This window comes from Azospira sp. (genome assembly GCF_030247495.1).
GTDB classification, from domain to species: domain Bacteria; phylum Pseudomonadota; class Gammaproteobacteria; order Burkholderiales; family Rhodocyclaceae; genus Azospira; species Azospira oryzae.
The window spans coordinates 1-21,379 of sequence record NZ_JAOTRW010000007.1; the positions used below are offsets into that span (position 1 = coordinate 1).

Below are 21,379 nucleotides of genomic sequence, written 5' to 3' on the forward strand. Positions count from 1 at the left end.
CTCAATTGATGAGAAGAGGGTAAGGCCAGTGAAAACTGGCCTTACCCTAAACCAAGTTATTTTCCTTTCACGAACAATAAGTTAAGTTGTTTTTTTGAGGATTTCGCACGATTCCCGGCCAACCCTCGTGTACGGGTCATAGTGCAGGTAGACCTGCGGAATCAACGCCGGCAAGCGATCGCCTAGCAAGCCGCCGTAGCGCTCGTAGTAGCCCTGGAACACCGCAAATTCCCCCGCAGAACGGGCGCCGAGCACAGCCTGACGCAGCCGCCGGAACAATTGCTCTTTTGCGCTGATCGGATCGCTGATCCCTTGCAGTTCGGCATACCAGTCCCGCAAATCTTTCCAGAGCAGCAATCCCGAACTGGGCAAGAACCGGTCGAAGACCAGCACCTTGTCGGCGTGCCTGACGATCTCGACATCGTTGTTGACCGCATCGCGAAAGACCAACTCCGGCTTCTCACCGATCGAGGCGAAGATCAGATTCTTCATCGTCCCGGCGACGCCGGCCTGCGCCCGGCACACCCCATAGATAGCGTATCCGGACTCCATCCCGGTCTGCCGCACCGTGAAGCCATCCCGACTCAGTGCTGCGTCAATCGCGCTGGCTAACTCGCCCTGCTCCGCATCGCGGCGGATCATGGGATGCAAGAGCTTCGTCAACAGCGCGAAGAAGCGAGTCTGGCTGCACGTTAGCGCACCGCATTTCCTCAGTAGTTCTTCGTGCGACCAATCGTCGTTGCGCAAGCAATGCTGAATGATCTGCCCGTGCAGACTGTTACGTCCGAGCAACCCCACCGGATCGTCCTGGATAACCGAGGTACCGAACACCTCGCTCAGACAGTCGATCAGCGGCATTTCACCGAAAAGAGTCTCCAAAGGATTGAGCGCCTTGAGCACGTCACACCGAACCAGCGCACTCACCCGATGCGCTGCGTGCACCGTCATCTCGCTGACCGTGTTTTCGAGATCCTCCGATGCGTATTCGCGCAAAACCCGAGCGGCCAAGGCGAGAAGGTCGGCCTCATCCCACGAGAGGATGCGGCGCCGGACGTACATCCGCTTGCTGCCGAAGGCCTCCTGCTCATCGCCATCCGCGACGGCTTGCTGAATCCCCAGGCGGACACAGACACTCGGAACGTCATAGGCTTTGGCAGTAGCAATGGCCTGTGCGATCTGCTCCCTCAGCGTATCGAGAGGAATGAGTGCCGACTTAACCTGTGTTCCCTGCATGACATCTCCAAGGCTCAACGCTTGCGGACCGTCCAGCCCAGCGGAAAGATAATCTGAGTAAACCTCTTCTCGCCCCAGGAAGGGTACTTGATGCTCAGAAGGTGCTTGGGCACAGCCATCTGTTCAACCATACGTTTCTCAAATTTCGCGATAGTCATGCGCTCTCGCATGGGCTTGCCGTCTGGGCCATTGCTGTAGTCCTCGTCTTCAAGCCACAAAACGTTGCTACCCCCGTAATGAACCGACTCCAGGATGCAGGCTTCGCCGTCGGGGGGGGACTGGTGATGACGTCGATCACGACCTCGTGGCCCTTGCCCGGAATGCTGTGGAAATGTCCGGATTCAGGCAGCAGGCACTCCGCGATGAAATCGAAGCTGGGCTGGAGTTCCTTGTGCCGTTGCAACTCGAACAACTCGGTACGCCGGCCGGATAAGCCATGCATCATTCCGGCATCAGATAGGCCTTACTCTTCCCCGTCGAAAACCGTCAGTGCATGGCTGAGACGTTCTTCACGCCAATATTTCGCCGTTTGTCGCCGAGCGCTTTTCACTGGCCTATCGGCCACAAGTTCCACCGGCAGTTTCAACCGCGGTCGTGCAGGCGCCGCACTTTCGATCAGCGGCATCCCTCTCACGGAACCAACAGCAAACTCCTGCAGAAAGCTGGTCTCGATTTTTGGCATACCCAGGTCTACCGTTTTCTGGAAAAGCCGATCCGCCGACCGTGGAAGTCGCGTCGATGCCGTAGGGGCGGTCGCCGACTCGCCTATCCGGCTCGCCTCGACATAGAGCTCCTTCACGATTTGAGGACTGACTGGCGCACGCGGCAAAACCACGCGCGTATGCCCAAACCTCCCCGCCTGAATAGCGCCCATCGGGCGAGCATAGACGACGGCATCGCCCGTTTCCAAAGCACTACTCGGATGGTCCACCGGTTTGCCCTCTTGGCCGTAGATCGGCATCCAGGACGGCTCGGCCGGACTCTTTCCGTAGAATGCGAAGTATGCCCCCCTGGAACAGCGCGCTCGGGCATAGGCTTGTGCGGCTAGGTAGGCTGCATGAAAGCGCTTCGTCTCACGCTTGCCACGGTGTACAGCCGCCATCGTCTCCACCAGGACCGAAGCGCCCATGGCGAAAATTGGCAGTCCCCGGCCAAGCGCCAGATCGATCAATGAGCGTATCTCCGATTCCGTGGCATCCTCCCGCTGCAGCGCCAACGCCGCCGACACGATCGCGCCGTCGGCCATGTAGGGGAACCACTCGACGAGGTTGCCCACCCAGTCGCGGCGATGTTGCAGACGCCGATTCTTGAGCAGAACATAGGCGCCCGCCGCCGCCGAGACCGGGTCCTGCTTCTTCTCGTAGAGGAGAAGGTCCGCCGCATTCCAGGCCTCGGCTAGGCGATCTGCTTCAGCGACCGCGCCTCGCGCCAAGTAGGACATAATCAACTCGTTGTCCGGTTTGGCCCGTCCCACGGTGATATCGAGGGCATCGCCATCCTCCGCCGCGCTACGCGTCAGCGCCACGCGCACCGGACCACCGGGCGGCAATGAGACCAGCCGCCAGGCCACTTCCTCGCCGCCGATCTGCAAGAGATGGGGGAAGCGCGGCACGTCTACGACGAGCTGCTGTATGCCGTAGTCGCGCTGCCGCTCAATGGGGCGCAGCCCTTGCGCTTCCCATCGCCCATCGCGCAAGGACCATAGCGTCATCCAGACCTTGCCGATACGCCGGTTGGAGACGGCACCGGACTCGGCAGCAGACCGCAAGTGGCCCAGGGAGCGGAACGGAGTCACCCATTGCAACCACTCGTGGGGGCTCTCCTCGCCCAGATGCAGCGTCGCCTCCGCGCGATCTCCGCGCAGTTCGACCGTCTGCTGGATCGACGATCCGTTGGGCAACTTGCCCAGCACGTGCACGCGGTCCCATGGCAGTCCCCCCCACTTGGAGAGTTCGAATCGACCGGGCTGGCTGGGTGAGGCCGTACCGCTTGCAAGAATGCGCCCGTCCGGCGCATAGACGTCCACCGGCAGCGTGAGCAGCCGCGATTCCGACCAGGAGCCTGACACAGAGATAGTTAATTGCGTCATGGCCTTGCTCCTCAGGGAATACGAAAGCGGCAGGTATGTACTGCCCTCGTCAGAAACTGTCGGGCGTAAAACTGTTCGGGATACTCATTGTTCTGAGCATTGGTGCCGTATGACCACTCGCCTTGCTCCTTCACGAAGCGCGCCGGACCGCCGGCAAGCGTCTTCATATCCCGCTGCTGCGCCGCGTCCTCCATGAAGGCGCGTGCCACGGGGCGGTAACCCTCGGGTTGCACATCCATCTCCACAAGGACCGATGGGCGCTGCGTCTGAACATGCATCGCGACGCTCCAATCGCCCTCTCCTTCCGTCTGTCCCAGTTTCTGGCGTTCACCGGTAGCCATCTGTTGCGAGAGCGCCAGAAAGGCGGCAGTGGCGTCGCGCAAATCGGAGACACCGACGTCGAATCCCGCCCCATCGGCGCGCTGGCTTCCGCAATGACCACCCAAGGCCTGAAGGAGCGCCGCCGTGAAGCGTGCCACTCCATCCTGCGGCGCATAGGCGAGGCGATTTGCTGTGGTGGCGCGCAACACCGCCCATTCGGTCGTCTGGGGCGGCCCGTTCCGCTTGCCTGGGATGAGTGCCAGCGGATCGTCGATCTGGTTGATCAGTTCCTCGCTGAGTTCCATGCAGGCGTCGACCAGGAAGAACAGGCTGGCCGCCGTCTTGCGAATCGTCGCCTGGCAGGTGTTGGACACATGGAAGACACCCGACCAAGGATCGTCCGGTAGATCGCCAAAATCATCGGCCACTAGATACTGGCTGATGCCATCGCTGACGCCATGGCCACAAAAGTGGAACACGCCGCGGCTACCCGGGTTAGCACCGAGCCGAGCTAGCCACTGCAAATAGGCGGCCCTGATGTTCGCTAGGGTGGGACGCGTCGTCGGGGAAACCGCCCCGGACGGCGCCTGGTAGGGCTGTGCGGGCGAAGTCAGCATCACGAGCGAGCCCAGCGGCGCTTCGGGATTGTAGAAGGCCCGATCTGAAGGCTGTGCCAGCCCTACCGGCATAGCATCGGGGCCACTCAGGAACCAATTGGCCATGGCCTCAGCCGACAGGCGCGGCGAGGTCAGCGGTTTCAAGCCGCCGAAGCCTGCTGCTGCAAGATGAGGGTATTCCCCGCAGCCAACCAGCAGCACATGGGTCGCTGTTGCCTGCGGATTCTGCAGGATCGTATCCGACTCGAAAATAATGCCCATCAGGCGACCTTGCCCAAGCGAACGGCGAGGCGCTTGTAGAAACTCGGGCGGGCGAAATAGCCGCCATGGGCATCCAGCAGGCCGTAGCCGGTATCAAAGCGATAGTCGTCCACGCCGTTGAAAACGCCGGTAGCCCGGAAGGAAAACACGTCGTTCGTGTCGTAAACGTTCAGCCACCGCGCCGCGTGCGCAGGCCGTTCCAAGCGGTCCTTGTCCGGGTTGACCGGCGGCTCTTGCGCGCTGCTACGGTACAGCGCCATCTCCTCGAACAAGGCAACCTGTGAGCCTACCGTCACGAAAGCGTCGACCGTGATGTCAGGAGCGAAACAGGTCAGCACGTCGTACATGATCACACCGCCCAGGCTATGACCGATCACGATGAGCTTGTCGTCGCCGGGCCGCTTAGCCTCCTGCGCTGCTCGCAATTGGGCGAGCACATCCTTGAGGATTTTGCCCGGCTGCTCCAACGTTCCCCGCCGGTCCAGGTAAACAAACACGTCTCCGAGGAAGCGCGAAGCCTTGGCATGGACCGATTTGCGTGCCAAACCTACCGACAGCGAAGTCAAAGCATCCCCCGGCGCGTCGGCGAGGCGGCTCACCGCTTCCTTCAGCGACTGGAACCAACTGCCGATACCCAACGCCTCTGCCGGCTTCCCGGCAAGTGCCCCGGGGCGGTAAGGTTCGATCGCTGCCATCAGCTGCTCTATGAACTCCTTGTTGGACAAGAAAGGCTCCTGGAAGGCCCAAGCCGGCGCCAGGTGCTCCCCGGCGTAGGCCATCGAGGCCATATAGCCCTCGAGCAGTTCACCATACCCCTGATCGGGTCGCAGCAAGGCCGAAGCGGTATCCCAAACCAGATCGATGGCGGTCGCGAACCCCTTCGTTTTACTAAGTTGTCCCAGATTCACCCCTTGCGCGCCATACTGGAAACGCGCCTCACCCAGCCAGACCTCTGGATTATCGGAAGCCCCGCCGGGCGAACCGAGCGCGAGCGCCTCAACTGCCTCCGAACCGGTGGGCACCGACGCCTGGTTCCAGCGGAATTTGACACCTTCTCCTCCCCAGTAGGGAAAACTGATGGAGACCTTCTGCGCATCGAGACCGATGTGCGGTGCGAGCAGCGACTTAAAAAACTCCGTCTTGCGCGCCAAGCCTTCCTCATAGTCCGCATCCTCGATGCGGTTGTTAACTCCGTGAACAAAAACGATGGGCATGATCTCCCCCTCATGTTTTGGGCGAGCTTTTGCCCAGAATTCATTGATGACGGAACGCTAATAACTCCACTATTGCATACTAGCGGCATATTGAGAAATCACCAACACGACCAAGTGGTGCAGCCAGTCTTGATCCTCAAGACTGATACATCTGCTTTTGACTGTACGAGTGGCCTGCTCAAGACAAAGCGATTAAAGGCACACCACATTGACTGCCTGCAATTCAAAATTGACATTATCCCCAGCAAGTCTGGAATTCGATCTTTCCGGTTATTGGCCGGTTGCTCGGTATCTAGCCGCAACCGAGCGGTTAGCGACCAGATGACTTAGCAGCATGCAAATTAGCCGTTTAGCGCAGTAAATGCCGGGTTTCCGGAAACAACACTGAGATGAATTCATCGTATTGCCTATCGTACACTGTCTCTTTATCGAGATAGGTAAGGAATTTTTCTAGCGTGATTGCCTGTTTTTTCGTGCGTGGAGGTTCGTAGGTTTGCCAGACTTTTAGAAATAGGCGTCGCAGCGGATGATGCCCATTTTTCCCTCTACACAAAGCTACCGCCAGAACGTTAAATGGGCCGTCGAGCCGACTACCAACGGTTCGTCCCAGTTGAAAAGATAGGAGCACAGGTAGGATTCCTTTGCCCCCCCAGAACGCCGGATTAAGCGCCGGCGCAAATTCATCTCGCCAGTAGCGATAGCGGGTCAATCGATAGATATCAGCAAAGAGTACCTGCTGTTGGTCCCTGGGGGAGCCCGCATCATAGAAACGGGTAGCATGCTCAAGCAATGAGCACATCGACTGATCCCAAGATTCATTCGTATCACAGGGTTGTTTGTCGAGTTCGCTTAGCACAACCCGCTCCCAGGCCCCCTTTAGGCTCAGATGGTGTTCGACCAATTGGCGATCTGGATAACTGAAATGGCCCCCCCTCACCTGTTCGATGCCATGACGGATCATCATCAAAATGGTGACTTCGTTTTCAAGGTCTTCCGCTTCGCGGGTATTTCGTGTTCCAGTGCTTATTGCATGCATCACCCGGCGTGGCTTATGTAGGCGAGTCCATTCCGCACCAAACCCCTCACCGTCCCAGTGTTGTTGCAAGCGCTTGGTAATGTCTGATGTGAGGCCGACGTAATAGCATCCATCGTTCAACTCAAGAACGTATAAATAGATATCTACGGGGTCAGGAGACCCACACCAAAATATTTCAGGTTTCAATTTTATTCCAGTGAGCTAGTGCGGCTCGCGGCGATTAAATGCCAAATCGTTATCCGAGCTATCCTGATCCGTAAGGAGGCAAGTGTCTCGCCCAATCCATCGCTCTTGTACAACTGCCGAGCGGTATTTGAGGATCAAATCAAGCACGATCCGGCACGGAGCATCTGCTGAAATTCCAGCTATAGCATTCTGGAGGCTCGGGTACTGATCCTGGAAAAGGTCTCTGCGGCCTATTTGCGGCGATGATAGCTGCTGATTTAGCGTAGGCAGATCAGGCGTAACCATTCCCACAAGCCACGGCAAACTAGTGGCAATCACTACTCCTGCCAGATCGGCATCAACGAATGCTAGGACTGGCAACTTTGCATCTCCTAGGAATGCCAGAACGTTATCAATGCGGCTCTCGTTCGGATCACCGCGATAAACGATCAAGGGAGAACTGTATTCCACTGGGAACTTAAAAGAGGTCTGGTGAATGCGATTGAAGTTCTCGTAGTTCTCGACCACCATGATGCAACGATGACCAATCTGACTAACTATCTTCTTCCAATCCACGTCCAAGTGAGACTCTTCCGGCAGGTTGATAGGCTGCCCACCGATAACGAGAGCTTGCCCAGCTAGCGCCTTGATCGAGATGCGGTTGCGCTTTACGGCTTCATCGCCTGCCTTCTCATGGGGAGTGACCTCAAGCCGCTTTGCTCGGCTCATGCCGGTCATATCTACTAGCTCGGTGGAAAAGCCCTTGGCTTCCAACCACTCACGCATCGCCTGACGATCACGCTCGTTGAAATAGGCCGATTTGCCGCACTTGGTGCCGATGCCGTCATCAACCAGGCGCTGAAGAGTGGCCGTCAAAGTAAAACGCTCGTCCTGCCGAGACAGGATGCGCTGCATGGCTTCTGCAAGCTTTTGATCGAGCATCAGGCAGCCCTCTTGGAGATCACGACATCCTTGATGAGGAGGTTCCCGTCAAAGTCTGGATGCGGCCGAGAGTTCATACGCAACTGCCAGTGGCCGAGCTTCCCCTTGTTATCGTGTTCGGCCAGGACGCGGAGGACCCAGATTTCCTCTTTAATACTGCCGAGAAGGATGGGGTTAGCTGACCACCAATCGCGTGCCGATAGGCCCTCCGGAGAGCGCTTCGCATCCTTGAAATACATCCGTATCGCCTTGCGGATCGGCGACTCGGGTGGCTGAATCTGCTGATTGCCAGGCTCCTGATCCAGATTGCCGGCCGGGCGGGCAGTACGGCTCTTGGCCCCTGCCGTATCGGGAATCGACCTTGCAATCTCTGAGAGAAGCTCTTCCGCTTCCGGTGCTAATACGTCGGGGTGGGTCTGGATTTCGAGCGGAGTCGCACAACGCAGCCAGTCGGCCGGTTCAGCAACCTCATCCCATGCTTTCGGCTCCCAGTCCGGATTACGGTTCAGGTGGAGAGCAAAAGCGCGAACCCGCTTGGCACGCTCTTCGATCTTACGGAACTCAAAGAGGTACTGGTTCAGCGTATCCAGGATAGTCCATAGCGACTCGCGGAATGCAGGAATGCGATCTGCCAGCAGTGACTTGAAAGACAGAGCCAATTCCTCGTGCCCGGCCAACTGCTCGCCAATATCCGAAAAGTGAAAGCTTTCCAGAAGATTGACCAGTTGTTGAGTTCGCTTCTGGTAGTGGAGGTTCTGGCGCTTCTTCTCGGCGATGGTCGAAACGGCTGCAAAGCGCGTGGAAACTTGGGCTTGAAGGATGATCAGTTCATCGTCGATGGCATCGGCAATATCGCTGATGGCTTCCCGTGTTTCTACTTCGTAGCGCTCACAATCAACATCACGCCCTTCCTGATAGGCCACAGAATGGCCCTCAACCAGATCGGACAGGCGCTGAAAATAGCCTCCGATGTTGGCCCCCATCGAAAACAGCCGCTCGGTGTTAAGCGCCGCATTCAGGAAATGGCGGAAACTAGCCCGTAGCTGGAAGGCGTCCCTGATGTCCGGCGACAGGAGACGAAGATGCCGCAAACGTTCGATGTCGCGGAAGTTCTCCTCGGTCTTGTGAACACGACCTTGATAGTAGGCTTCGGCAACCGTCTTGCTGCTCGCACTTAGCTTGGCGAGTAGCGTGAGGACTGGGTCGATGTTGCTCACAGGAGCCCCCGCTGCTCTGGCGCATCCTCCTGATCCTCTGCTGTTGGATCGGCAATTCCTTCGTTCTGAGCCGGGTCCATGAGAAATTCGATCACTTGATAGTAGTAATCGATCTTCCCCGTGAAGCGGTAGGACTCTTGCTCGCGATTGACCAGAATCAGGTAGCCCCAGCGCTCCATTTGCTGGATAACCTTGTCCAGCATTCCCTTGGCTGATGCGTCGGTGACGGTGAATTCCTTGCCCATTGTGGCGAATTCGCGCAGCACCTCGAAGAGATGGGGATTCTCGGTGACAGCCTTCAGAAGCACCGCATAGTCCAGACGATCACCGGCTGCCGGGCTGGCGTCCTTCTTCTCCACCTCCATGCACAGATTGATGAAGTGGATGACCGGACGAATCATCTGTTTGATGTTGGCAAAGACACGCTTTACCTCAGAGCGCTCATCGGAACCGACGCGCTTCCAGGTCGCGTAGTAGGCGACGCCATTCGGGGTCTTGGTCAGACGACGCCCGATCCTGTCGAGGTAAGCGGCAACATCCTGCCGTGACTCCTCGGAATTGAGCCAACGGAAGGCTTCAGGCGCAGTCGATTCACAGATGAACTTGCCTTCGAGAAGGCGAATGGTGACCTGGTCAAACATGGGCTTCCTCCTCGTCGTTCTCGACTTCGTCATCAAGGTTGATCAAGCCGACCTTGCGGCCCGGGAGAATCTTGTAGTTGCGCTCGAACAGCTCGGCTAGGTCAAGGTCGATATCCGGGAAGGCCGAAATCATGGTGATATTGTTCCGCGTCAGCAGATCGAGCAGCGTTTTGGCATTGGCGAAACTCAAGTCCTTCAGCTCGTCCACGACGAAAGGCACGACGACGTTCTCTGAACGGCGAATCCGGTTCACGAAGCCAATCAGGATCACACAGAGAATGATGTAACTCAGACCGTTACTACTGATGTTGGCCAGCTCGTGTTCATTGCTTGCTGTTTTCACCCCTTGATTGTTCACGTTGGCACTGATCTTCAGGCTGATGAGATCAACCGGGTCAGCAACCAGCCCCTTGTCCTCACCAACGACAAGCGCTACTTGCTTGGCGGCATCGACAAAGCTAGCCGGCGGCAATGCTGGATCACCATTGGTGTGCCAAGTCTCGTATTCGCGATGCAGGTTGCCAACCGCTTCCCAGTAGCCCTGAGTATCGACCTCGGCCCGGATTTCCGTGCTGACATCGGCAATGCTGTCGAAGATTTGGCCTTGTTCCAGATTAGCTCGCAAATCGGTCGCGAAGGTGCTGACGTTACGTTTGAAGTCATCGAGACTCTTCCAGAAGTAGGAGATGTTCTGGGCCAGCGTCTTTCCGCGCTGGAGAAGGTCTGTCCGGTTCGTTTCGTGTTCGTGCTGGAACCAAGTGCGGAATACTTCAATCCACTCGTGCTCCATCCCCGGGCGCGGATAGCCTGATGCCGCCACGGCGCTTGCATAGAACTTCTCGGGGCCGGTACCAACAATCGAAATCATCTGCCGGCGAATTTCTTCAACACCTTGCCGAATCTTTTCCCGGAAACTATCAAGGTCTGCCATCAAGCGGCGACGCTCGGCCACTAGAGCGTCGATATCGGGAATCTGCTCGAAACCGGCCTTCAGGGTTTCCTGATCTTGCGGCCAATGCACCAGATCACGTGTTTGGCCTAAAGCGAGAATGCGCCTTCTCTCGTGTTTATTGATCGTCTCACCGATCTCCTTGATGACAGTCTGTTTCTTATCGGTGACTTCCTTGCGCTCACGGAGCACATCTTCGCTCTCGCGCTTCAGGCGAGCGGAATCAGCATCTGCTGTTTGCCGGTCCTGTAAGTGTGTTGGCCGTTGAGACCACAAGGTATCGAGCCAGTCACGATACTGAATCACCTCTGAGCGTAGCTTGTTGGCTTCGGCAATCTGGCCATCCAGTTTGGAAATGCGCGTCCGGAGTCCACTGAGGACATCGGTTGAATAACCCTTGTCGCGCAGGCTGGCGTCGCGATCTTTGGCGATCTGGGCGACTTTGGCAGCCAAGTCGGCATCGATAGTCCTCTTGCGGGTATCGATCTCATTGAGCGCGTTTGTTTTTTCGGACTTTAGTTGAACGAGGGTTGCGGTATGCAGCCTCTCAACCTCGTCGATTTCTTTGCGGTGATCCTTCTTGAGCGATTCCAGCGCCTGAACAGCCAAGGAAAGATTCTTGGCGCAAACATCAAGCTCTCCTTGGGCTTTTGTGGCTGCCGCCTTTTTGCTTTGCTCGACTCGGAGAAGTGCTGTCTTTACCGCAGTATCGGCAGACAGCTTCCGGTTCTTTGCTGTAGCGATGGCGGCATCGTGAAGGGTAATGGCGGTCTTGGCCTTATCCATTGCCTCCTTCTTCTTTATCAGGAGTTTCCTGTCTTCTGCCACCTCCCCATTCCGGGTTGCTAGCCTAGTCCTAACCAGCTTTATTTCCTGCTGGATAGCTTCTTCGGAGGAGTAGCGGCCCGCCTTGAGTTGCTCCAGATCAATGGTTACTCCGTACAGATCGCGACCATCGCCAAGAACCGGGGCCAGATCAGTCCTCAGTAGCGTTTCTGGAGAGACCACACGCCCGATGTCGGCAGCCCAGTTCGGCTTATTCCGGCGCAAGAAACCGAGGAAGGTGTCGTCTCCAGCAGCATCGGCGGCTAGCAGTTCTTCAAGTTCTGCCTCCGCTTTCTCGATGGCGTTTTCACCTTCGTTGACCTGCAATTCCAGATCATCGTATTCGCGCTTAGCCTTGCTGTAGGTCTTTTGGAGGCCATCAGTCTTGTCGTGGAGGTCAGTCAGATCAGTGTTAGCGGCGGTTTGTTTCTGCCGTTCGATTTCCAGTGCTTGAATGGTCTCCGGGTCAGCCTGGATTTTTTTGACCTCGACCTCAAGCCCGGCTTTTTGGGTCTTGAGGTCTGTAACTTTGATGTTTGCTGCGTCGAGTTCTGGCTCATGGCGCAACCGGATCGCCTTGAGATTTTCCCCGTGAGCATCAATGACTGCTTCCTTGCGCTTTCCGAAGGACTCGTAGATGCCGGGCTTCTTGTCGTCTAGCTCGGACTTCTGATCGCGGGCTTGATTTCTGGCTTCTGTTTCCATCACCGTGAACGTCTCGGTCAGCGACTTGACCTCTCGCTCCAGGTCATCCAACTGCTGCTTGAGCGGCTTCAGTTCAGCTTCCCATGCAGTAATCGAATCGACTTTCGTTATCTTGCCGGCGATATCGTCCGTCTCGTATTTGCGCTTCCGGGCATCCAGTTGCTCGATGGCCTGGCGAGCCTGCTTGGCGCGAGAGTCTGCTGCGATCTTTGCGTCGGAAATGGTTTGCAGGCGCTTTCTGTACTCTTCCTCCGTCTCGGTGAGTTCGGCCTTGGCCCGTTCCTCGGCTTTCTCCCCTTCTACAACCAGTTCTTGAAAGAAGTCGTGGAGTAACTGGAACTTCGCATGCAGGGTCGTGAATTCATGATTGATCAGCCGGCGGCCTTGATCGGCCTGCTCCAGATCAGCCATGACCGGCCCTTTTTCCATCACCTGACGATGGGCTTCGTGTTCATTCAGCCAGTGCTGCAAGTCGCGCCGACCGGTGCGGAGGGCAAAGACTTCATCGCCGTTCAGGACGGACGACACAATCATCTTCTTCAGGTCGTGGAAGGTTGTCGCACGCTGAAGGATGCCAGTGACCACGCGCTCAAGATGGGTCAGTTTCCCAGTCCCCCCCGTGAAGGAAAAACGTGCAGCCAAGCTGCGGTGCTCACGACCGGCGGTGTTCTGGATAATCTGCCGATAGGCATGAAGGGTTAGCGGCTTGGAGTCGAATACACCTTGTTTGTCGAGATGGCGGTACAGGTCGCGAGTTTGGACGACCTGCCCCTCGTGCTTGAACAACTCAGGTTTGTACTCGCTATCGATCAGGCGATAAACCACGCCTTCGCCACTCTGTCCATCTGGATGAATAACAGCCATGGCCTTATGTGTCCGGCGTAGGTACTCGAAGATGACGTAGGAGCCGGTAGTCGGGAAATAGTAGCTGCCGAAACGCTCCGTGACTGCATCACCGCGAATGATCCGTGAGGGGCTTTCACCGAAGAACATGGGCAGCAGGCGCAGCAAGGTGGTTTTGCCGGCCCCGTTCTCGCCATTGATAGTGATGTGCCCGCTGACATCAAGTTCAACGATGCGGCTGCGGCAGTAGGAATCGATCAGGATGATGCGAGTAAGTCGGAAGTCCAAAGCTGGCCTCTTGGTGGTACGATGTTATCGTTAATGATATGTTATCGTATAAGATAAATGACAAGCGCACAACAGGGTAAGTATGTCAAATAGGCCAGCACTTCGCGATCAACGATTGAGAATCATGGAAGGCGTTCTCTCCTGGGAAGGGGAGATCGGCAATGCGAGGGTTCGACAGCTCTTCAATTTGCAGCCAGTGCAGGCCAGCCGGCTGCTCGCCGATTTCAGGGTATTGCTTGGAGAGAAAATCACCGAAGACGGTCGAGCCAAGGTGCTCCGCCTTGCAAATCCGAGTGAATTTGAGTGCTCAATACCTCTTGACGAATACGTCTTGCACACCATGGCTTCCGAAGGTGGGAGTCCCGGCCTTGTGGATGCACGCGTCGACCTGACGGAAGTTCGACCAGAGATATTCGCAACGCTTCGAAAGGCTGTGCTAGCGAAAACGGGGGTTGAAATCGCCTATGCGTCGATGACCAATCCGGCGTATGGAAAACGGGTTATTTTTCCACATGCCATAGTGCATGTTGGTCGCCGATGGCATGTTCGTGCCTGGTGTATGAAACGACAGGACTATCGAGATTTCACTATGGGACGAATTCGCTCGGCAGAATCAGCTCTTGAACGATTTCCGCTCAACCTTGATAAGGACAAGGGGTGGGAGACATTTGTTGAGCTTGAACTTCAAGCGCATCGCAAGCTCTCGCCTGATCAACAACAAGTTGTTCGAAATGAATTTTTTTCTGGGGAAAAAAATCGCTTTCTATCAATTCGCGCTTGCTTAGCTCAATATGTGATTTTCGACCTTAAGGCCTCAATTGATCCTGTGCATGAGGAGCCACCGGAATTTCAGCTAGAAGTGGCAAATTCCGAAAAATTGCTTTCACTTCTATTCGAATAAATTCGCTAGGCAGGAACACTCGCCGTTTAGCGCAATCTGCTGATACCAATAAATTCCTGATCAAGTAATGCTGGGGGTTCAATGCCCGCTGTCCGAACTGCGGAAATTGGGGTTGGTCCCCTTCCCTACTTTGTTTGACATTACCCCCAGTAGGTCCGGAAATCGGCCTTTGCATCTGCTTAAGAAACGGACCACTTAGTGAATCAAAACAGTCCTTCAAACCATCGAGCCGGAGCGAGTTACGGAGAGGAATTTTCACTGTCGAATAATGCTGAAAACCGGTGAATTATTTCAACGTTAGCGGAAACCGTTAAGGACGGGGGCATTTCAGGCTATTCTTTAGCTTGCTCGCCGTTAAATTTGCGCCACAACGCCTCCGTCTTTCTTTCCGAATGAGCGAAGTGACCCCTTCTGCCCAAACCGCCGTCACGCTGTTGTTGCCGTTTCAACGCTACCGGCTGCGGTTTTCTCATCGCCTGCTAGACAGCCTGGGGGGCGTATCGCGTTTTATTCTTCGCGCGCTGGCTGATGGCTTGGCGTTGGAGCAGATTGCTGAGATCGTAGCCCTATCGCACACGGTGCTGCTACAACAGATGACCTTCTTGGAGTACCACCATTTCGTGTCCATCGCGCGAGATACTGATGTGACCGTAGTGACATTACTCGAGCGTGGGGTCAGGATGGTCGCTGTCGAACAACATTTGCGGCAGGGCGATCATCGGGTCTGGCTAGATACTTTCACAGTGGACCGGAAAGCTGTCCATCTGCTGGTTGCACCTGACCCCACTAGCTTGATCCAGATTCCGCACGGGGACCTCCGTCAAGACGAAAGGCCGGAGGTTCGCCTTCCGGTTCGCCGGTACCAATACCATTTGTTCGACGACGCGAGTCGGCTACACAGGCTGCTGGACCAGGACAATCTGACCGATCTCATCGGGTATTTCTGGAGCGGCGCCCAGGCGTTGATTGCGGAAGAAGTCGATTACATGGATTGCTTATTGGAGCAAGAGACAGTGGACGTGCAGGAGTACTACCCATTGCTCCTGTCGGCAAGCGAATTGCTGGACATTGCCGATACGGAAACAGCCGGGAAAAAGGTGGCACTGCCATTGCTGCTGGTGCCGGTACTGGAAATGACAATGAAGTTCAGCCGAGCCGAAGGCTTTCCCTGGCCGGTAGCCATACCTGCCGCACGGACGTCATACCTGGAATTGGTCACCCAGCGGTCGCTGCCACATTTCATTCCCGACGGGCAAGCAGACCCGGCGGCACCGGACGTCGCTGTCCTGTCAGCGATCACCGGTACGCATCCGCCAGAACTTGCCGATACGATTGTACCCGCGGGTCTGTCCGTGACCTGCACCACAAGCCAGACCTACGAGCGGCGAGCGATCAATCACCGGGCGTTGTCCCGCCTGATGCACGAAGGCACGGAAGTGTTCCTGATCTCGTTCAATCAAACCACCCGCGAAACAGAACCTATACCTGAAGCGGAGTCGCTATGCGAGTAGTAGACCTGTTCGTCGATTTGTACGAGTGGGAGGACAACGAGCGCGAGCGCGTGCATCGCATGGTGCGAGCCGGAAAACACGTTTACACGGCCGCAAGGCATGGCGCATCCGCGGTGAGTCCTTTGGTGGTGGTCGATGCGGCGCTGGCTGTACTCGATGCGCTGGACGCCTATGTTGGGTATAGAAGAGCCAAGGAAGTCACCCAGCAACTGAAGATCGAAGGAGACTCGCTGTGCCGTCTGTTGCAGGAGTTGTATGAGCAACAGGCGATTCATGCAAAAGTGATGGAAGACAGGCATGCACAAATGGTCCGTTCGTTGCGTGCGCGCCTGTCTGTTACTGCCGCGGAAATCGAGATAAGCCGAGATGCCTTCGACAGCCTCTCGCTGCAGGCGAAGAACTTGGGTGGTGCTATTGGCGCGCTACGCGTGAATTCGGCGCCCAACTGCGCATGTCTATTAAAGCTGGAGCGCGCGTATTACGATCTGGTCGACCTGCTTCTGCTGGCCATGATGAATGCTGTGAAAGAGTGAGGAAATAAAACAGTGAAAAAACCAACACCGAAGCAGGGCACGCAGAAGGATGAAACCGGCAAGAGCACCGGCAGCAAGACGAATACGCAGACGGTAAACAAGGTGCTCGATATCGGCAAAGGCATTGTTTCAGTCTGCAGCGGCGTTATTGACCTGGGCAAGGAGAAGGAAAAGACCAACCAAGTTCGCATAAAGGCAGATGCCGACATTGAAACCGCACGGCAGATAACTGAGCGGCATCGCCTTTCCGCCAACGTGGCGCACGACGAGATCGCCCGGTTGCGCGAAAAGGACGACAAAATTTTTCAGGCCGAGATGGCAAGGCTCGCCATTGAGCGTGATCACAAGGCATCTCAGAATCACGTTCGTGAGAGCCTAGTCCAACGACTTGTGCAGGATTCCGAGGTCAGTAAGGCCCAGATCGTGGACACCTACCAGGCGCTGCTTTCCGACGACCAAAAGAAATAGGCCGGGCAGCACATGCTCCCAGTAGTTTTCGCAGGCATCGTCATCGGCGCATCGGTGGTGGCCTATCTGTACGATAGGATGACCGACGAAGAAGAGGCGCTACAGGAAGAGCTACGAGGCAGGAATGCAGAGTTGCGCAGGCAGTACAGTGCCAGCATGGATGACGACCGGCGCAGGCGGGCGATCAAGAGAAAACAGCTGGCCACCGAGATGGCGGCCACTCGTCGTGAATATTGCCTTCGTTTCCAGGAACGCGTGAATACGCCGCTGCAGGAGTTCCAGAAACTGGCCTCCACTCTGAAGGCTAGCCTGAGCGATCTCACCATCAGCCCCTACCGCCGCAATGCGTTGCGCTTGCTGCAAGCACGCCTGGAGGACACGGGAAACCGTCTAAAGGCCTACGGTAACTATTGCGACTGGTATTTGAAACAGCAGGAGTGGCTGGCGGAACATGGGCGGTTCGAGACACTGATCGATTTTCCGGACCCATCGGTACGCTTGCCGGAGGACTGGTACTACGGCGGCAAGGTTGCCTTGGCTTCGGTTAAGGAACTTGACCGCATTCGTAACGGCTACGGCCAGATGCTCGAGCTTTTACAGGAACGTGTAGGCAGCGACTACAGCGATGCAACGCAGCGCGCGCTGATGCTTCAGTATCCGGACCAAGAAGCAGTACCGGTGCAATTGTTGGCACAGAAAAATCCGTACTTCTTTAAGGCCTGCATTCTTCGCGGCGCGCTCTACGTGGACCACGTCCTGGAGCAACTGCCGTGCACAGGGATCGTTCGTCAGGCAAAGCGCCATGACATGTTTGGTGATGGATATATTGTGCAGTGCCACCCTGGTTTTTGCCCCGTAGATAGGCAGCAGGGGCTCAATGGCGGCCTACCCGCCTTCCTGCCGAAGTCTGAATCGAGTTTCCCAGGCAAGCACTATTTTCCGGGAGAGAAGATCGAAGTCTTCCTTCATTACTACGACCTGCTTCTCAGCAACGGGAATACAACGGTCACGCAGCATCGAGAATCGCTGGACGTAGGCGGCAAAAGCAGCGGCAGCGCTCTAGTTTTTCTACATGCGGATGCCACCAAGCATGACTTGTACCCGCTGATAGAGGAAGTTGCTCAAGGAGCGGTTTGGTGTTTGAGCAGTTGCGTCGAGCGGGATGACCGTTTTTGCGTCACGCTGCAAATCGGGGCATGGCAAGTCGAGGCGGAAGCTGGCCCTGGCAGCACCCAGCTACAACTCGTCGCCACGGCGCGTACCAGCATCGGCAGTGTTGAATTGGACGAATTGCCATTTGCGGTGCGCCTGATCGACCAGCGATTCAGAGACCATGTATTCTGCGATGCGCTGAGATTCCAGGAATTCCTGCAGTTCTGCAGTCAGCAGACACGCTACGGCGAGGATGTGCCGGGCCGCAAGGCTGCTGGGGAGTTCTTCAGCCGGTGGAGCAAAGTTACCGATTATTTGCTGGAAGAGAACGGATACGTGACATTCTGGCTAACTCCTGATCGAGACCCGGATGAGGGGCAATGGGATTGCCTGTGCGCAACCAATCTTCGGTCAGACCTTCAATGCTTGATCGAGAAGGCATTGTCTAAGCCGAAGCTGTTTCTTGAAGAGCAGTACATGAGCGCCGCGGGTGAGCGATGGCTGCGCATAGGTGAGTTGAACGGATTGCCAGAATCCCTGGGAAAAGGGCTATTCCGGCTCTCGCATACAGGTATCAGGCGTCCGAGCCCATACGAGCGGTACGAACGGATCGAGACGGTGCAGTTGCGTTTGCGTTTCCCACTAAGCGGAGAATTGTCCAACCTGGGGCGGCAGCGCGAGGCCCTGCAGTCCTTCATGAGCGGCCGCCTGCAGAATCCGGTCTTGCAGCAGATTCTTCTCATGCCGGCAAGCTATGTTCCGCAACCAGATCCGGTCTGGGAAGCCCGGGTTCGCCTGGGCTTGCATTGGCAGGACAAGAATTGGCAGGAACCCGACAAGGCGGCTGTTGCCAAGCGTATCGTCGAAGAGGCGCTTACCGAGTCCAACCTGTATTTGATCCAGGGGCCGCCCGGAACGGGGAAGACCACCTGCATCGTCGAGTTGCTGTATCAGATTTTCGCGGCAGCGCCGGAGAGTCGGGTGTTGGTGGTTTCACAACAGAATACTGCCGTGGATAATGCGCTGGATCGCTATCTGGCACGCTATCCAGATCGTCGCAAGAGCGTCGTGCGGATGGCGAGTGATGCCAGTAAGGTGCAGGCATGCCTGCATCCGAACATTACGGAGACCATCCTTAGCGATTACCTCATGAGGCGTCAGCAGGAGTACAGCCGTTCCGTCACACTGCATATGGATGCGCGCGCTGCTTGGGTCCAAGACTGGATTGAAAGCGTGTATTCGCCCGGGGGCGACGGACGTCCACGATTCGACGAAGAGCTGACGGAATTACTGGTAAACGACTACCCCCTGGTGGGGGCCACGTGCGTGGGCATGGCTTCGCGCCGCCATGGCGCAGACCGGCTGATTTTTGACGTGTGCATCGTAGACGAGGGCGGACGCTCTACCGTGCCGGAGATGCTGATTCCGCTGATGCGCTCCCGCAAAGCGATCATTATCGGAGACCATTTCCAGTTGCCGCCGAGCATTGCCGCGGAACTTCGAGAAGCCGACGCCCGGGAGACCCTGCCGTTCCTGAATGAAACCTTCCTCAAGACGAGTTTCTTCGAACGGCTGTATACGAATCTGCCTGACGGATGCCGGGGCATGTTGCGTGAGCAATATCGCATGGTTGAGCCAATTGGTGACCTAGTGGCCGATCTGTTCTATACGGATCAGGGGGAGCGGCGCCTATTCAACGGTATGGTGCATGACCGCCAAAGATTCCTTGACCCGGACCATCCCCTTCGCTGGGTTGACGTGCCGCACGGAAGGCAGACAAAAGAGAATGGCAAGGGACCCAGCCTGTTGAATGAAGGGGAAGCGAAGGCTATCCTGCATTATCTGCAGGTGGCCATGGTTCCGCTGGTGAAACGCAAGGAGGACGAAGGCAGCGCGTTCAAGAAGAAGACATTGGCCATCATAACCCCCTATGGCGCCCAAAAGCGATCAATTGCAAGACTGCTGGCAGCCCTGGCGGCGACAGATGCACGGCTGCATGACGTCATGTCGATCGAAGTTGACACGGTGGACAATTTCCAGGGTAGTGAGGCCGATATCGTGCTCTATTCGACGGTTCGCACGGATGGGGCCATCAGTTTTCTGCTGGATCGGCAGCGCTTGAACGTGACATGCTCGCGGGCCCGCGAGAATTTGGTTTTTTTCGGTGCCAGTGGATTCCTGCGCGATCAGGAATCACGCAGCAAGCAGCCATTATTCAGCCAAATTATCGATCGCGCTGCCTTCATAGCTGTCCGCCCCCCGCACAAGAATGAGGTACCACACCACAATGCGGCGCAGCAGACTAAGAAAAACCGCCATAAGGCAAATACTTAGCGGTGTAACAAAAGTGGCTTCATGGATTCCATAGAGCCCGCAGATGTTCAGTGCCCACAACTCGCCTAACACCGGTCACTCGAGGGAGCCGCCACTAACGGCAGCAATGGCCGAGGAGCGGAAATAGGGCATCCTCCCCGGCCCCATTTCGTTTGACATTATTCCCTTAGGGATCAGCAGAGAGCCTACGACTAGAATTTCGGTACTGGATAAGCGATTACTCCCCTCCCGGTGGCACGTAGGCTCGTGCTTGAGAGAACACAGAACTGTCGAAGAGCCCCTCCGCGTGCGAGGTCCGCCACGTAATCCCCCTTTAGGATGGCACGCTCGACATCAAAGACCAAACCTCGATAAGCCGCCCAGAAAAATATCTTCCAGCCCGCAGGCTTCAAGTTCCCCAACGCGAATGGGATCAGGTCCTGACCGATGAAAACATCCTCTCGCTCTCCTGTTCTACCCATCAATTCCGGGGTAGACAAGCTTTCAAATTGCACTCGCCACAGTACGTAGGCAAGCTCTGCCGCACTCATCCCTGTATCCGGCTTCACGCACGACCACCCCAGCTCTCGACACTGCTGAAGGAGGATTGCTAACCTATCTGGCGTTAGCCGCCGCTCAATCCCCTTCTTCGCCTCCGAATAAGCCGCTGCGACATATCCTTCGGTCGCGCGTGGCCGCTTTGGAAGCGCGCCACCTTCGGCAAAGTAAAGGCATTTCCGAGGCAAAGAAGGCGTCTGCCAAACGAAGGGACCTGCCGGCAATGGTCGAATAGCGTTCAACACGTACACGGCGTCGACTTCGCGTTCAGCACGGTATTCGCCAGCGTACTCGATAACCCATTCTCGTAATGAAGCAAAATTAAGATCTACCTCACGAAATGCCGACAGCCACTGATCAATTGGTTGCCATATCTCCCGGAGCCGATCAGTCTCCAATCCGGGATTGAAGTATGTTTGTATCGACACACTGGAGCTCGCATACAAAGCATTGCACTTCCAGCAGCAATACACTTGACTCATAAGCTCTCGGCAAACCCTGAAGAACGGGGTGACAGATCCGCAGCTTGGGCATGTGTCACGTAGTGGCCGATGATGAATCGGACATTCTTGTAGGGCGAGAATTTGGAAGTACCGA

At 56.3% G+C, this 21,379-nt stretch carries 14 protein-coding genes; 5 read left to right on the forward strand and 9 right to left on the reverse strand.

Annotation, left to right across the window (positions count from 1 at the left end; genetic code table 11):
* Nucleotides 1-81 precede the first annotated feature (81 nt).
* From OEL49_RS11285 to OEL49_RS11325, 9 genes are all read right to left on the reverse strand, one after another.
* Complete coding sequence (locus OEL49_RS11285) at nucleotides 82-1,233, reverse strand: hypothetical protein (RefSeq protein ID WP_287874702.1); 1,152 nt, start codon at nucleotides 1,231-1,233, stop codon at nucleotides 82-84.
* Between the two features lie 463 nt (nucleotides 1,234-1,696).
* The gene (locus tag OEL49_RS11290) at nucleotides 1,697-3,322 is read right to left on the reverse strand and encodes a hypothetical protein (protein WP_287874703.1); all 1,626 of its coding nucleotides are present in this window, start codon (nucleotides 3,320-3,322) and stop codon (nucleotides 1,697-1,699) included.
* 11 nt (nucleotides 3,323-3,333) lie between these two features.
* Entirely contained in the window at nucleotides 3,334-4,521 is a 1,188-nt protein-coding gene (locus tag OEL49_RS11295; RefSeq protein ID WP_287874704.1) for a caspase family protein, read from the reverse strand.
* Nucleotides 4,521-5,735, reverse strand: a complete 1,215-nt coding sequence (locus tag OEL49_RS11300) for a hypothetical protein (RefSeq protein WP_287874705.1) — start codon at nucleotides 5,733-5,735, stop codon at nucleotides 4,521-4,523. Before OEL49_RS11300 ends, OEL49_RS11295 begins: the two co-directional genes overlap by 1 nt.
* Before the next feature lie 349 nt (nucleotides 5,736-6,084).
* Nucleotides 6,085-6,957 (reverse strand): GIY-YIG nuclease family protein, encoded by an 873-nt coding sequence (locus OEL49_RS11305; protein WP_287874706.1) that lies wholly within the window; start codon nucleotides 6,955-6,957, stop codon nucleotides 6,085-6,087.
* Nucleotides 6,958-6,972: 15 nt separating this feature from the next.
* Nucleotides 6,973-7,878 (reverse strand): DUF7281 domain-containing protein, encoded by a 906-nt coding sequence (locus tag OEL49_RS11310; RefSeq protein WP_287874707.1) that lies wholly within the window; start codon nucleotides 7,876-7,878, stop codon nucleotides 6,973-6,975.
* A complete protein-coding gene (locus tag OEL49_RS11315) occupies nucleotides 7,878-9,095 on the reverse strand; it encodes a hypothetical protein (RefSeq protein ID WP_287874708.1) in 1,218 nt (405 codons plus the stop codon). The genes OEL49_RS11310 and OEL49_RS11315 overlap by 1 nt, the downstream gene beginning before the upstream one ends.
* Nucleotides 9,092-9,736, reverse strand: coding sequence for a condensin complex protein MksE (locus OEL49_RS11320; protein WP_287874709.1), 645 nt, complete (start codon nucleotides 9,734-9,736; stop codon nucleotides 9,092-9,094). The genes OEL49_RS11315 and OEL49_RS11320 overlap by 4 nt, the downstream gene beginning before the upstream one ends.
* Nucleotides 9,729-13,346: an ATP-binding protein gene (locus OEL49_RS11325; RefSeq protein WP_287874710.1), complete on the reverse strand. Its 3,618-nt coding sequence runs from the start codon at nucleotides 13,344-13,346 to the stop codon at nucleotides 9,729-9,731. Before OEL49_RS11325 ends, OEL49_RS11320 begins: the two co-directional genes overlap by 8 nt.
* Before the next feature lie 124 nt (nucleotides 13,347-13,470).
* Here OEL49_RS11325 and OEL49_RS11330 point away from each other — a divergent pair, with 124 nt between their 5' ends.
* The 5 genes from OEL49_RS11330 to OEL49_RS11350 all read left to right on the forward strand — a co-directional run bounded on the left by OEL49_RS11330 (nucleotide 13,471) and on the right by OEL49_RS11350 (nucleotide 20,245).
* Nucleotides 13,471-14,247 carry a helix-turn-helix transcriptional regulator gene (locus OEL49_RS11330; RefSeq protein WP_287874711.1) on the forward strand — a complete coding sequence of 259 codons (777 nt, stop codon included), beginning with the start codon at nucleotides 13,471-13,473 and terminating at the stop codon, nucleotides 14,245-14,247.
* 392 nt (nucleotides 14,248-14,639) lie between these two features.
* Nucleotides 14,640-15,758 (forward strand): hypothetical protein, encoded by a 1,119-nt coding sequence (locus tag OEL49_RS11335; RefSeq protein WP_287874712.1) that lies wholly within the window; start codon nucleotides 14,640-14,642, stop codon nucleotides 15,756-15,758.
* Nucleotides 15,749-16,291, forward strand: a complete 543-nt coding sequence (locus OEL49_RS11340) for a hypothetical protein (RefSeq protein ID WP_287874713.1) — start codon at nucleotides 15,749-15,751, stop codon at nucleotides 16,289-16,291. The genes OEL49_RS11335 and OEL49_RS11340 overlap by 10 nt, the downstream gene beginning before the upstream one ends.
* A gap of 12 nt (nucleotides 16,292-16,303) precedes the next feature.
* Complete coding sequence (locus OEL49_RS11345) at nucleotides 16,304-16,759, forward strand: hypothetical protein (RefSeq protein ID WP_287874714.1); 456 nt, start codon at nucleotides 16,304-16,306, stop codon at nucleotides 16,757-16,759.
* Between the two features lie 12 nt (nucleotides 16,760-16,771).
* Nucleotides 16,772-20,245 carry a DEAD/DEAH box helicase gene (locus OEL49_RS11350; protein WP_287874715.1) on the forward strand — a complete coding sequence of 1,158 codons (3,474 nt, stop codon included), beginning with the start codon at nucleotides 16,772-16,774 and terminating at the stop codon, nucleotides 20,243-20,245.
* Nucleotides 20,246-21,379: the final 1,134 nt, after the last annotated feature.

Coding starts and splice junctions, on each gene's coding strand:
- OEL49_RS11290 (WP_287874703.1), bottom strand. CDS start 3,322: ATGACGCAATTAACTATCTCTGTGTCAGGCTCCTGGTCGGAATCGCGG.
- OEL49_RS11285 (WP_287874702.1), bottom strand. CDS start 1,233: ATGCAGGGAACACAGGTTAAGTCGGCACTCATTCCTCTCGATACGCTG.
- OEL49_RS11320 (WP_287874709.1), bottom strand. CDS start 9,736: ATGTTTGACCAGGTCACCATTCGCCTTCTCGAAGGCAAGTTCATCTGT.
- OEL49_RS11330 (WP_287874711.1), top strand. CDS start 13,471: ATGGAAGGCGTTCTCTCCTGGGAAGGGGAGATCGGCAATGCGAGGGTT.
- OEL49_RS11300 (WP_287874705.1), bottom strand. CDS start 5,735: ATGCCCATCGTTTTTGTTCACGGAGTTAACAACCGCATCGAGGATGCG.
- OEL49_RS11350 (WP_287874715.1), top strand. CDS start 16,772: ATGCTCCCAGTAGTTTTCGCAGGCATCGTCATCGGCGCATCGGTGGTG.
- OEL49_RS11310 (WP_287874707.1), bottom strand. CDS start 7,878: ATGCTCGATCAAAAGCTTGCAGAAGCCATGCAGCGCATCCTGTCTCGG.
- OEL49_RS11335 (WP_287874712.1), top strand. CDS start 14,640: ATGAGCGAAGTGACCCCTTCTGCCCAAACCGCCGTCACGCTGTTGTTG.
- OEL49_RS11340 (WP_287874713.1), top strand. CDS start 15,749: ATGCGAGTAGTAGACCTGTTCGTCGATTTGTACGAGTGGGAGGACAAC.
- OEL49_RS11295 (WP_287874704.1), bottom strand. CDS start 4,521: ATGGGCATTATTTTCGAGTCGGATACGATCCTGCAGAATCCGCAGGCA.